This is a genomic window from Paenibacillus sp. F411, from assembly GCF_017582705.1.
Taxonomy (GTDB): Bacteria; Bacillota; Bacilli; order Paenibacillales; family Paenibacillaceae; genus Paenibacillus_AQ; species Paenibacillus_AQ algicola.
Genome location: NZ_JAGFIP010000009.1, coordinates 40,618 through 53,036, shown reverse-complemented (window position 1 = coordinate 53,036; position 12,419 = coordinate 40,618). Strand labels below are relative to the sequence as shown.

General features: G+C 54.9%; 11 protein-coding genes. All 11 read right to left on the bottom strand.

Going from position 1 to position 12,419, the window contains the following annotated elements; genetic code table 11:
- Positions 1 to 41: 41 nt before the first annotated feature.
- The 11 genes from JJQ72_RS11080 to JJQ72_RS11030 all read right to left on the bottom strand — a co-directional run bounded on the left by JJQ72_RS11080 (position 42) and on the right by JJQ72_RS11030 (position 12,363).
- The gene (locus tag JJQ72_RS11080) at positions 42 to 1,628 is read right to left on the bottom strand and encodes a M23 family metallopeptidase (RefSeq protein WP_208203705.1); all 1,587 of its coding nucleotides are present in this window, start codon (positions 1,626 to 1,628) and stop codon (positions 42 to 44) included.
- Positions 1,629 to 1,835: 207 nt separating this feature from the next.
- Positions 1,836 to 2,489: an ICP22 family protein gene (locus JJQ72_RS11075; RefSeq protein ID WP_208203704.1), complete on the bottom strand. Its 654-nt coding sequence runs from the start codon at positions 2,487 to 2,489 to the stop codon at positions 1,836 to 1,838.
- 246 nt (positions 2,490 to 2,735) lie between these two features.
- Positions 2,736 to 4,022: an adenylosuccinate synthase gene (locus JJQ72_RS11070; protein WP_138227512.1), complete on the bottom strand. Its 1,287-nt coding sequence runs from the start codon at positions 4,020 to 4,022 to the stop codon at positions 2,736 to 2,738.
- A gap of 241 nt (positions 4,023 to 4,263) precedes the next feature.
- Entirely contained in the window at positions 4,264 to 5,628 is a 1,365-nt protein-coding gene (gene dnaB / locus JJQ72_RS11065; RefSeq protein ID WP_138227513.1) for a replicative DNA helicase, read from the bottom strand.
- A complete protein-coding gene (gene rplI, locus JJQ72_RS11060) occupies positions 5,628 to 6,071 on the bottom strand; it encodes a 50S ribosomal protein L9 (RefSeq protein ID WP_138227514.1) in 444 nt (147 codons plus the stop codon). Before rplI ends, dnaB begins: the two co-directional genes overlap by 1 nt.
- On the bottom strand, positions 6,068 to 8,059 hold the full coding sequence (locus tag JJQ72_RS11055; protein WP_138227515.1) for a DHH family phosphoesterase: 1,992 nt from the start codon (positions 8,057 to 8,059) through the stop codon (positions 6,068 to 6,070). Before JJQ72_RS11055 ends, rplI begins: the two co-directional genes overlap by 4 nt.
- A gap of 11 nt (positions 8,060 to 8,070) precedes the next feature.
- Positions 8,071 to 8,997, bottom strand: coding sequence for a DUF2232 domain-containing protein (locus tag JJQ72_RS11050; RefSeq protein WP_347880745.1), 927 nt, complete (start codon positions 8,995 to 8,997; stop codon positions 8,071 to 8,073).
- Positions 8,994 to 9,296 carry a MazG-like family protein gene (locus tag JJQ72_RS11045; RefSeq protein ID WP_138227517.1) on the bottom strand — a complete coding sequence of 101 codons (303 nt, stop codon included), beginning with the start codon at positions 9,294 to 9,296 and terminating at the stop codon, positions 8,994 to 8,996. Before JJQ72_RS11045 ends, JJQ72_RS11050 begins: the two co-directional genes overlap by 4 nt.
- A 161-nt stretch (positions 9,297 to 9,457) precedes the next feature.
- On the bottom strand, positions 9,458 to 9,898 hold the full coding sequence (locus JJQ72_RS11040) for a CBS domain-containing protein (protein ID WP_138227518.1): 441 nt from the start codon (positions 9,896 to 9,898) through the stop codon (positions 9,458 to 9,460).
- Between the two features lie 237 nt (positions 9,899 to 10,135).
- Positions 10,136 to 11,149 (bottom strand): LCP family protein, encoded by a 1,014-nt coding sequence (locus tag JJQ72_RS11035; protein WP_208203702.1) that lies wholly within the window; start codon positions 11,147 to 11,149, stop codon positions 10,136 to 10,138.
- A gap of 260 nt (positions 11,150 to 11,409) precedes the next feature.
- A complete protein-coding gene (locus tag JJQ72_RS11030) occupies positions 11,410 to 12,363 on the bottom strand; it encodes a D-alanyl-D-alanine carboxypeptidase family protein (RefSeq protein WP_208203701.1) in 954 nt (317 codons plus the stop codon).
- Between the last annotated feature and the right edge of the window lie 56 nt (positions 12,364 to 12,419).

Genomic DNA, 12,419 nt, shown 5'->3' with positions numbered 1-12,419 from the left:
AATGGCTTATGTCGTGCTTGGTAGTGTCAGTATATCACAAGTTATAGGTACTGCATAGGGTTTAGTTGATTTCCGTTCTTGCGAATTTCGAAGTGCAAATGTACGCCGGTGGAGCGCCCTGTACTGCCCATTATGCCGACCTTGCCGCCCTGTCTTACAGATTGGCCGACCGAAACGGAGATGCTGCTCAGATGTCCATACAGAGTCTGATAGCCATTGCCATGGTCGATCAAAACGGCCTTGCCGTAGCTGCCTTGGGTCCCTGCAAAAATAACCTTACCCGGCGCCGAGGCCATAATCGTGCTGCCGCCTACCAAATCAATGCCCTCGTGCTTGCTTCCCCATCTCGGGCCGTAAGCGCTCGTAATGCGCGCACCGCTCACCGGCCAGGCGAACATCTTGCTTGAAGACGCAGAAGCTGCGGCCACGGTCTTCTTCTCGACCTTGGTGCCTTTATATACGACCTCCGGCAGAGCCGGCTCCGTCACCTCCTGGCTCACCCACTGCTTGGAAACAACTTCGCCATTCTCCTTCGTGACGATATAGCTCACTTCCTTGACGCCATCCCGTCCGGGACGCACGACCTTCCGCTTGCCAAGCGGCAGCTCGTCACTGGTACGCACAATCGTCTCCGGCTTGCTCGGCATGTCCTCTGTCACGGTCTCTACCGTGCGGACGGTGAGCGGTGCCTTCGGCGAGGTCAGCTTCAGCTCCATACCGATCCCCACATATTTCTCTTCGAGGCCGGGATTCAGCTGGAATACCTCCTGGCTGCTCATGCTGTGCGCCTGGGCGATGGAGGAAACGGTATCTCCCTCCCGCACCGTGTACGTGATCGGCTGCTCCTTCGCTGTCGTCAATGCAGCAACAGCCGCTTCGACATCCAGCACCTTGTTAGGGTCCGCCTTGACGCCGGATATCGAGAACTCCTCCATAATAGAGACAGAGGCGTTAGCAGCGCTGGAGCCGGCGCTCGTCTTCTGCAGCGGCAGCGCCGCCTTGGCAGAGCTGCCGGCCTTCTCTTTAGCAGCGTTAGCTGCAGGCGCATATTTGGCCTTCGCTGCCTCCAGCACAGCCTGTGCGGCAGCCTGATCCTTCACAATAGCGACCGTCTGCCCATCCAGCTTCAGCTCCACGCCGCGGGCGTATGCCTTCAGCATCCCGTCCAGCTTCGCCAGCGTCTCCTCGGCGTGGATCTCCGGCTTGTAATCCCGTTCCATCCGGGTCGTTATGGCATCCGTATGCAGCACCATATCTACCCCGGGGTATTTCTCATCATAATATTGCTGCTTCAGCCCCAGCAGCTTCTCCAGCTCGTCATCGCTGTTGATGGCACCCACCAGATCTCCATGAACGTAGACCTGATAAAAGGGAACCGTATTCGCATTGACATACTCCCGGCCCCCCAGAAACGCTCCGCCTGCGGCCAGCAGAATCCCAGCTGTAATATAAATAACCTTTAGCGTCCGGCGCTTTGAGCTTGAAGCCGGAGTAGCCGCGCTGTTGTCAGGCTTCGCCTTTGATACGGGTGGCCCATGCTGCTCCTGCAGCCCCTCTGATGGAGCGGATGACGTCTTCAAACGGTCCTGAAGACGCTGAACCCACTTGAATATCTGGAAACGCTTCATACTGTTCTCCTTTATTCCTTGTACATCCCATGTAAGAAACCGTTATATTCTATCATTAAGCTGCGTCTCTGCAACGATTGCTTTAAAGGTGTCAAAATTTTAACTTTTTGCTGCCTCGTTAACTGTACCACAGCACGAAGTTTCGAAGCAAGTCTGCAAAAAACGACAAAAAGCCTGCGTTTTCAGCAGGCTTCCTTCTTCATCAGGCTATTTCAGCATATCCATCAATCTCTTGAATTCCTCTGGGCTCAAATACGCCGAGATGCCCTTCTCGATCTCCTCCAGCTCCGAAGCCGTTAATCCATTCTCCATCGCGGCAGAAATCCGCTGCATCTCGGACTGGGGCAGCTTGGTCATCAGCAGCGTGAAGATCTCTTCCTTCTCGTCCGGCGTCAGGCTGCTCTTCTTCTCTCCTAAATCATCCGGGCTCATGACAATTTCCTGATCCTCCAGTGTGCCCGGCTCCTTCTCCACGCCGCCCATGACGGGCAGCGAGCCTTCCGGTGCCTCATCATGATCCCCCGCCTCACTGCCGCTGCCGGCAGGAACATCTGCTCCCGGCCCGCCACCAGGTTCCGCCGGTTCCCCATCTGTTGCCGGGGCGTCAGGTACGCTGTCGGCAGGAGCTTCGGCCTCGGCTCCGCTGCCACCCTGCTCTTGATGGTCTCTGTCACTCTCGGAGCCGAACATCGAGCTGACAATTCCTCCGAAGCCCAGCGGCTGTCCTTCCAGCTCGATATTGAAGCTGGTCAGCACGGCTTGAAGATACGTGCTGACGATCCATCCTGTCGTCAGGATCGTCAGACTGCTGATGAGTACCGCAGCCACGCTGATTTTGATCAGCCATCGCAGCATGCGCATAGATAACTCCCCTCCTTCCTGTGTACTTCTTGTACACGGCTCGTCCTTCCTCTCTACTCAGTATGGACGGACGACTGAAAGTTCAACCTCTTAAGTTGTCTAGGGGAACCATTTTTTATGCGCAATCGACGGCCGAAAAAAAGACCCGCCGGAAGCATAAGCATCCGAAGCAGGCCTTTTACATTTAGATCTTGATTGATGCTGCCATGACCCTAGAAGCTCACGTCCACGGCAGTGTTACCGTCATTATACGTAGATTGGTGCAATCTGGTTCGTCTGCTCCCGGTTACGGCCAACGGAGAAAATAGCAATCGGAATACCGGTCAGCTCGGCGACACGCTCAACATAGCGGCGAGTGTTCTCCGGAAGGTCATCCATCGTCTTCGCACCGGTAATGTCCTCGCTCCAGCCTGGCAGCTCCTCATATACCGCTTCACACTCAGCGAGCATGTTCAGGCTTGCCGGATAATGCGTGATCTCTTCACCGCGGTATTTGTACGCGATACAGATTTTCACTGTTTCCAGTCCGCTCAGGACGTCGAGAGAGTTCAGCGACAGTCCGGTGATGCCGCTGACGCGGCGGGCATGGCGGACGACTACGCTGTCGAACCAGCCGACGCGGCGGGCACGGCCGGTCACGGTGCCGTACTCATGTCCTTTTTCCCGGATAAAGTCACCGATCTCGTTGTTCAGCTCTGTCGGGAAAGGTCCATCGCCCACACGCGTCGTGTAGGATTTCGCAACCCCGATCACCTGCTGAATCTTGGACGGGCCTACCCCCGAGCCGATGCATACGCCGCCAGCCGACGGGTTGGAAGACGTCACATACGGGTATGTACCCTGGTCAATATCGAGCATAACGCCTTGAGCGCCCTCGAACAGCACCTTCTTGTCATCGTCAATCGCATCGTTCAGGACAACAGAGGTGTCCTTGACATAGCGGCGAATCTGCTCGGCATATTGCAGGTAGGTTGTTAGTACCTCTTCCACGTCCAGCGCCTGACCGCCGTACACCTGGGTAATCACCTGATTCTTCTCGTTCATCAGATGGCGGAGCTTCAGCTCGAATTCCTTCGCATCCATCAGATCTGCAATCCGAATGCCGTTACGAGCCGCCTTATCCATATAGCACGGGCCGATCCCTTTACGGGTCGTTCCGATCTTGTTCGGTCCCTTACGGTCCTCTTCCAGCGCATCCAGCACCATATGGTACGGCATAATAACATGCGCGCGGTCGCTGATCACCAGATTGTCTGTGCTGAAGCCGTTCTCGTGAATGTACTGAATTTCCTCCAGCAGCGCTGCCGGGTTAATTACCATGCCGTTGCCAATGACGCAAATCTTATCCGTATAAAATACCCCGGATGGGATCAGGCTCAGCTTGAATTTCTTATCATTAATCAGAATGGTATGGCCGGCGTTATTACCGCCCTGGTAGCGGGCCACCACGTCAGCGCTTTCCGCCAGATAATCCGTGATCTTCCCTTTTCCTTCATCTCCCCATTGTGTTCCCACAACGACTACCGTTGACATATTCATTCCTCCGCCCGGTGATGTTCACCATATATTATTTATTATTTCATATCATATACACATCTACATAAAAATCTGAACGTAGCCGCAGCAGCCGGTCTCTTTGGACCGTATTCAACCTGCCGCAGATCTGCCGCCCTTGGGCAGCAATACCAGTGTAACAGCCTCTTTTTTTTATGTCAAATCAAAAACGAACAATCGCACATTTACATGTACGATTGTTCGGAATTGGGACAGGCCGCTATCCGGCTGCAAAGGCGTCGGCATGCGTGCGCTCATAATTGACGAACTTGTTGAAATTTTTGAGGAACACGAGCTCGACCGTGCCGACCGGGCCGTTACGCTGCTTGGCGATAATAATCTCGATAATGTTCTTTTTCTCGGTCTCCTGATTGTAGTAATCATCCCGGTACAGGAAGGCGACAATGTCGGCATCCTGCTCGATGGAGCCGGATTCCCGCAGATCACTCATCATCGGACGCTTGTCCTGCCGCTGCTCGACACCCCGGCTGAGCTGGGAGAGGGCAATGACCGGAACCTCCAGCTCCCGCGCAATCTGCTTCAGTGTACGGGAAATTTCAGATACCTCCTGCTGGCGGTTCTCTCCGGCCTTGCCGCGGCCGTGAATCAGCTGCAGGTAGTCGATCAGAATCATGCCTAGCCCTTTTTCCTTCTTCAGGCGGCGGCACTTGGCGCGGATATCCGCCACCGTTACCCCTGGTGTATCATCGATATAAATCTCCGCCTCCGACAAGGCTGCAATGCCCATCGTCAGCTTCGACCAGTCCTCATCGCCCTTGAAATCTCCATTCCGCATGACGCCCGCATCCAGGTTCGCCTCGGCGCAGATCATCCGCTGCACCAGCTGCGGTGCAGACATCTCCAGACTAAAGATGGCGACGGTCTCTTTGGCACGAATGGCGACATTCTGCGCAATGTTCAGCGCAAAGGCAGTCTTGCCGACGGACGGCCGCGCAGCGACGATAATAAGGTCGTTTCGCTGAAAGCCGCTCGTCATCTTGTCCAGATCCACGAACCCGGATGGAATGCCGGTCGTATTCCCGCGATTCTGGTGAAGCGTCTCTACCTTCTCGAACACTTCCATCAGCACATCCCGGATGGCAATAAAGCCGCTGCCCGACTTGCGGTTGGAAATTTCGAGAATGCGGCGCTCCGCCTCGCTCAGCATGCCCGACACATCTTCCCCGCCGGTATAGCCCTCGCTGACGATCTGAGTCGCCGTGCGGATCAACCGCCGCAGCATCGACTTCTCCTCAATCATCTGGGCGTAGTAATCTACGTTCGCAGCGGTGGGTACCCCGTGTGCCAGCTTCGCCAAATAGCTGACGCCGCCGATCTCCTCCAGCTGCCCTTTATCCTGCAGCCTGGAGGTGAGGGTCACCAGGTCGATCGGCTGGCCTTCCTCGCCCAGCTGCACCATGACCTCATAGATCATCTGGTGCGACTTGTCGTAGAAGTCCTCACTCTGAACCCGCTCCATCGCGGTGATGAGCGCTTCACTTTGCAGCAGCACCGCGCCGAGCACCGCCTGCTCTGCTTCCAGATTCTGGGGAGGCACCCGATCGAAATAAGCTTCTCCGCTCATTATTCCTCCGTAATCTGTACTTTGAGGGTCGCCTTCACCTCAGGGTGAAGCTTCACCGGTACCTGGGTAACGCCCAATGTCCGGATGGGATCGCTTAGCTCAATCTTGCGCTTGTCAATTTTCAGCTTCTGGGCTGCCAGCGCCTCTGCAATCTGCTTGCTCGTAATTGCGCCGAACAAGCGGCCGCCTTCCCCGGATTTCGCCTTCAGCACAATCGTCATATCCTCCAGCTTCTTGCCGAGTGCTGCCGCCTCGTCCTTCTCCTGCTGCTTGCGCTTCTCCTCGGACAGGTTCTGCTGCTCTAGCGTCTTCATGTTGCCGTCCGTCGCCGGACGCGCCACACCGCGTGGAAACAGGAAATTCGTTGCATACCCTTCAGATACTTCCTTCACTTCGCCTTTCTTGCCTTGGCCCTTCATATCTTTTATAAAAATAACCTTCATTCAAATAACCCCTCTTTCGCTTCAATATCAGCCAGCACGTCCATCAACTGCACCTCTGCCTGCTCCAGCGTTGTATCCAGCTGTACCGCTGCATTGGTGAGATGGCCGCCGCCGCCCAGCCGCTCCATCACCATCTGTACGTTCATGCGTCCCATCGACCGGGCGCTGATGCCAATCCGTCCGTCGGTCCGCTCGCTAATGACAAAGGAAGCCTGGACATCGGTCATATTCAGCAGCATATCGGCGGCCTGGGCAATAAGCAGCTGTGAAATCTGCTGCCCGGAATGCGTCACGGCGAGCGCGATATGTCCATATACCATTCTAGCATGTTTGATGATCTCTGCCTTAGCGATAAATTCTGTCAAATCTTCTTTTAACACCCGTTGAATCAAAGCGGTGTCCGCTCCGTGGCGCCGCAGGAACCCGGCGGCCTCAAAGGTCCGCGAGCCTGTATGCAGCGAATAATGCTTCGTATCCACGGTAATGCCGGCCAGCAGCACGGTCGCCTCCAGCGGCGTCAGGGACACCCGCTCATGAATATACTGCAGCACCTCGGTCACGAGCTCACAGGCCGAGGAGGCGTAAGGCTCAAGGTAGACCAGTACGGCATCGTTTATAAATTCCTCGCCCCGCCGGTGATGGTCGATGACAACGACCCGGCTCGCCTGCTTCACAAGGCGCGGCTCCATCGTCATGGACGCTTTATGAGTGTCTACCACCACCAGCAGGGAGTGCGGCGTCAGCAGCTGCAGCGCCTGCTCCGGAGAAATAAAGCGTCCGGAGAGCTTCTCCTCCTTGCGCACCTCGTTCATAATGCGCTGCACGGCAGGATTCAGACCCTCCAGCACGATATGCGCCTCCACATTGTACAGCTGCGCCGCCTTCAGCACCCCGATGGACGCTCCGATCACGTCCATATCCGGCAGCTTGTGGCCCATAATAATGACGCGGTCGCTCTCCTGCATCAAATCGCGAAGCGCGTGTGAGATGACTCGGGCGCGCACCCGGGTCCGCTTCTCCACGGCGTTCGATTTGCCGCCGTAGAAGGACAGGCGCTGACCTGCTTTTACCGCGGCCTGATCGCCGCCGCGCCCCAGCGCCATATCCAGACTGGACTGCGCCAGCTGACCCAGCTCTGTGACATCATCGGCGCCAAAAGCCAGCCCGACGCTCAGCGTCAGCGGCACCTTCAGATCCGCGGTCATTTCCCGCACCTCATCCAGGATCACGAACCGGCTGTTCTCCAGCGCATCCAAAGACCGCTTGTTCAGCATCATGAGAAACCGCTCGGAGGAGAGCCGCCGGAGATACACATTGAACTCACGCGCCCAATCCGTGACCTGACTGCTAACTCTGGCGAGCAGCGCGGTCCGCTGCTGATCATCCATGCCCTGACTGGCCTCATCCACGTTATCCATCATCATAATCCCGATGGCGAGCCGTTCCTCTTCATAGGTCTGACGCAGATTCACAAGCTCCGTAATTTCATCCAGGTAAATCAGCCGCTCGTCCGGTATGACAGTAGCGCCATAGTATTCCTCATCATGCGACAGCTCCAGCCGAACCTCCTTGGGCAGGCCTTCCTTGGATTCCTTTTTCTCGCGCAGCGTATCCACCAGCTCCGGAAACAGCTCTGCAAGCGGCATTCCGACCAGATTGCGGTGCGGAAACATCCCCCCGACGAACTGATTGCTCCATTCTACCGTCTTGTCCTCACTATAAAGGATAATGCCAAAGGGAAGGGAGCTTACAGCCTCCCCTTCCACCCTGCGGATGCGAAAGGATAAATCTCCGATGTATTCCACCAGATCCCGCCGCGCCTTCATCTCCGCCTTCAGCATGCCGTAGCCGCTGGCCAGGGAAAGGAACAGGCCGATCAAGCCCAGCCAGGTATTATAAGCCGATATGAAAATCACGAGCAAAAGGACCAGAGCAAACGCCCAGACGGTATAATAGCCGTGCCAGCGTTTCTGTAGAAATTTAGGCATGACTGATCACCCTATCTTTTGTTTTTACTAAATGCCTGGCGCAGCGGAAACACCAGATCCAGAATGCCGATAATCTGCATCGGCGGGAACAGAACAATCGGAATGGCTGACAGGATCGGCAGGATCGGATGCCATTTCCGGTTATCGGCCAGAAAGAAGAAGAAGCCCAGCGCCTGAATCATAAAGCACAGCTGCAGCAGCGGCGTGGCGTTAACGACAATGACCTCCAGGAACCGGCTGTCCGAATCCTGACTCGCAAAATCCAGAATGACGACCAGAAGGTAATACCAGATCAGCGAGCGCGGCAGTCTCCAGTCCTTGGCACGCTTCAGCGCCGGTACCGAAACCCCCATCCGGTTCAGCACCGGGCGAGCGATCGCATGCGTAATAGCAACAATCAGAAGCGAGCTGAGAATCATGGCAAACGGCAGCATCATCTGGGTCATGCGGCTGATGGCTTCGCTCTGCTCGGCGGTCCAAGTCAGGCCTCCAGTCAAAGCGCCGCTGCTGCCCATATCCTCCAGAGGCTGCGTGGTCATGGTGACGATCTCATCTACATACTGGTTCACATCCAGCTGGAAAAACGCCGTTCCGACTACTAACAGCAGCACCAGCTCCAGCAGCAGCGCCGCAAGGCCGTAGCGAAGCACCTTCATCGCCGGCTCCTGCTTACGGTACAGCTGTCCCATAATGACGCCCGGAACCAGGAAGAACGCAGCCATAACTAGAAAAATCGGGTGAATCAAAGCCACTGCGAGCCAGACCGGCACGATGTGGAGCACGAATAATTTTAGAGGCAGTGCAGCGAATAGAACGGCAACCGGCACAACGAGCAGAAATGCAGTTACCATGGAAAACGGTGTAAGTAACGACAGCAGCAAGAGTAAATAAATGATGCTCCAGACTGCAGGCGCAAAGCGCTGTTTCAATAGGTTCACCTCTTACGCAAATGTTCTTGGAGTGCTGAAATATCCTGATACCAGTCCTCCAGCTGATGGCCTTCCTGCTGGTGTTTTTTTAGCTTTTCAAGTAGGAGCCCATCCAAATCCTTGTAGGACATTCCCAGTCTGCGCCCCAGTATGTAAGAGCTCATCATGAGGCTGGCCAGACTATCCCCAACCTTACCGGTGCTTCCTTCCCACAAGGCCTTGAACAGCCGGGACACATTGTCAACGACCTCCGTCTTCAGCCACTCAATGACCTTGGCTCTCTTGGCAACATCCAAATCCTTTGGCAAGCCTCATCTCTCCCGTGAAAAAGCTTTATTGCTGATTATAGCATAAAAGCGCCTTCCCCACACCAAGCGAGCGGGGAGCAGCAGTCTCGAACATACAGCACGAGCCTGCGCCGCTTGAATTTCAAAGTGCGGTCGCAGGCCCGATTCTTGGCTCATGGTCTTCAGGACGAGGCCCCGCTGGATTCAGCGGCAGGCTCCCTTGAAACGAATTTTTCACAATATTCAATGACCTGGCTGCGGCGGACGATGCCGATAAAGCGGTTCATATCATCCACTACCGGTACAAAGTTCTGCACCTTCGCCAGGTTGATCAGATCCTCCATATTCGCCTCGATCGAGACCGGCTTGATCTCCATCCGCAGTGGAACGTCTCGCAGCGAGAATCGGGAGGAATTCTCAAACGTGATCTGGCCATCCGAGTTTTTCATGTACCACAGCAGATCTCCCTCCGTCACTGTCCCCGCATACTGTCCGTCCTTATCCAGAATCGGCACCGCCGTATATCGGTGGTACTCCATCCGCTCCAGCGTTTGCCGCAGCGTGGAATCCCAAGTCAGGCAGACAACCTCCTGCTTCGGCAGCAAAAAAAACGCGATATTCATAATTCCTGAATCCTCCTTCTAAACACGGACGCTCTTGTTCAGATGTCCGCCGTCGCTCTTTTTTCAATCTATGCGACCGTACGCCACCGTATGGCGTGAATTTGCAAGCGCTTTATTATTGAAATCCTTCTCCAACACATATCGGCTTACAGGACACAAAATCAGCAGCCAGACAATCCGGACTGCTGATTTAACTCATCCTGCACTATATCAGTCCGTATGATCCGGCCTGCTTCATTATTCTTCCGCTTCTACAGTGTTCTGCTGCTGAGACTGTTCCTCGACTTCTGCTTCCGGCTTCATGAGCTGGGACTCCGGCGTGTCCGGGTTCATCCAGTTGTCGATCATATCCTTGGCAAGCTGAACATCCTCTTCATAAGCTTCATTATAAAAAACGCCGCCATAGCGCACACCTTCACCCATAATCGTCATTGTCGTCATTTCCGGCTTGCCGCCAGCCATGAGCTGCTTCGCCAGGTCCACCATAAATTTAGGCTGCATATCCGTCTGGAAGTTCTCTCCCATAACCTCGATATACTCCGGCACTCTGCTGATCTGATCCAGCTCCTTCAGCCGCTTGGCTACGGCATCGAGGAATACCTGCTGCCGCTTCGTCCGGTTGTAATCACTATCCTCACGGTAGCGCACGTAATTGAGCGCATCCTCTCCGTAATAGACAGGCTGATTCGCCTTGATCGTGAACTTGTCGTGATTCCAGCCTTTGTTCACAATGTCCTTGCCAATCGGCAGCTCCACGCCGCCCATAGCGTCAATGACGTCCTTCAAGCCCTGAAAGTTAATCGATGCATAATAATTAATGTCCTCATCCAGAAATGCTTCCATCGTGTCCAGCGCCATCTGATGGCCGCCAAAGGCAAAGGCATGCGTGATCTTGTCTTTATGTCCGCGGCCGACCATTTCCACATACGTATCCCGCGGGACCGAGATCAGCAATATATTCGATTCCTTCGGACGTACCACCGCCATAATCATCGTGTCGGAGCGTGCCGGCTCATCCTCCCGCTGATCGCTTCCCAGCAGCATGACGCTGAACGGCTCGCTTTGCAGCACCGCCGGCTCCGGGGCCTGCTCGCTCTGCAGCGGCTTGTATGAGTGCTGCAGCGAGTTCTCCACCTTATCAGCCATGAACAGGTCAAAAGCCAGCACGGTCAGTTGGGAGCGAAACAGAAACGCCAGCCCGCCGAGCAGCATAACTGCGGCCAGGGTGATATATATCATTTTCCTCTTCATGAGTTATATTCCTTCTTTTTTTATAAAATAATAGCTTGGGGCTGACTGATTTCCATGTTTGCGGAAGCTACTCTTTCGCCGCCTCCTTTCATTCATTAAACGAATATGCGCCCTGATGACGCATCATGACCGGCGTGTTCATTGCAGGCTGCAAGACCATCCGCCGGGGCATCACTTTTATTGTAAACGATGTTGAGTCTTCCTGTGAAGGGATCGGTAAAACTTCCATAATTCATCCACAATTACGTACCTGCCATAGATTAAAAAAGAGCAACCGTCGCCTTCTCCGGATGGAGCCAGTCGTTCAGCCGCTCTTGCAGTGTCATATTCTTGCTGAAGCCATAATCAAACAGCCTCCGCGTCTCTTCAAACCGCTGCTCCCTGCTGCCCGTACCGAGCACGACAGCGATCAGGCGGGTGCCGCCTCTCTGGGCTGTGCCTGTAAAGCAATACCCCGCCTGCTCTGAGTAGCCGGCCTTCAGTCCGTCTGTTCCTTCATAGGCATAGGGACCGGCCATGGATGGAAGCATCCAGTTGTTGCTGCTTAAATATAAGTCCTTGCCCGCGATCATGATCTGGGTCTGGCTTGAGGTGTCCAGAATTTCGGGGTACTGCGTAATGAGATGAGCCGCCAAAAGGGCTGTATCTGCCGCAGTCATTCGGGTGCTGCTTGCAGCCGGCTTACTTCCGTCCTTGCCGGGGTGCTTCTGCTGTGCCTGTGCGGATGGATAAAATACCGTTTGCGGCGATAATCCCAGCTCCCGGGAGCGCTGATTCATTAGGTGAACAAAATCCTTCTCCGTGCCAGACATATGCTCCGCCAGAGCCATTGCTGCATCCTCGGCAGAGTAGAACGCGACGCCTTGAAACAGCTCCTGCACCGTCACGACCTCACCGGCTTGAAGCCGCAGGCGGTTGCCCTGGGACTGACTCGCTGCCAGGCTGACCTTTACCTTGTCCTCCCAGTGAATAACACCTGAACGGACGCCATCGAGCACGAGCAGCTGTGTCATCAGCTTCGGCATGCTCGCTGAAGGCAGTGGAGCATTCTGATTATGGCTATACAATATCCGGCCGCTCTGCAGATCCAGCAGTACGACGGCCTTAGCCTGCGTCTGTGGCCGTTTGCCGGAATCGGCACCGGCGAGCATCAGTGAGCCTGCCGGGAAAGCAATCAACATCATCATCACAACCCAAAACCACTTTTTCCTCATCGCGTAACCCTCCATACTATATAGACGGTTGAAAAGCGGTTTTGGTCTTCTTTTTT

What these genes read in the sequence shown, in the direction of transcription:
- JJQ72_RS11035 (WP_208203702.1), bottom strand. Translation starts at nt 11,149, where the DNA reads ATGAAGAGGAAAATGATATATATCACCCTGGCCGCAGTTATGCTGCTC.
- JJQ72_RS11040 (WP_138227518.1), bottom strand. Translation starts at nt 9,898, where the DNA reads ATGAATATCGCGTTTTTTTTGCTGCCGAAGCAGGAGGTTGTCTGCCTG.
- JJQ72_RS11030 (WP_208203701.1), bottom strand. Translation starts at nt 12,363, where the DNA reads ATGAGGAAAAAGTGGTTTTGGGTTGTGATGATGATGTTGATTGCTTTC.
- JJQ72_RS11055 (WP_138227515.1), bottom strand. Translation starts at nt 8,059, where the DNA reads ATGCCTAAATTTCTACAGAAACGCTGGCACGGCTATTATACCGTCTGG.
- JJQ72_RS11070 (WP_138227512.1), bottom strand. Translation starts at nt 4,022, where the DNA reads ATGTCAACGGTAGTCGTTGTGGGAACACAATGGGGAGATGAAGGAAAA.
- JJQ72_RS11075 (WP_208203704.1), bottom strand. Translation starts at nt 2,489, where the DNA reads ATGCGCATGCTGCGATGGCTGATCAAAATCAGCGTGGCTGCGGTACTC.
- rplI (WP_138227514.1), bottom strand. Translation starts at nt 6,071, where the DNA reads ATGAAGGTTATTTTTATAAAAGATATGAAGGGCCAAGGCAAGAAAGGC.
- dnaB (WP_138227513.1), bottom strand. Translation starts at nt 5,628, where the DNA reads ATGAGCGGAGAAGCTTATTTCGATCGGGTGCCTCCCCAGAATCTGGAA.
- JJQ72_RS11080 (WP_208203705.1), bottom strand. Translation starts at nt 1,628, where the DNA reads ATGAAGCGTTTCCAGATATTCAAGTGGGTTCAGCGTCTTCAGGACCGT.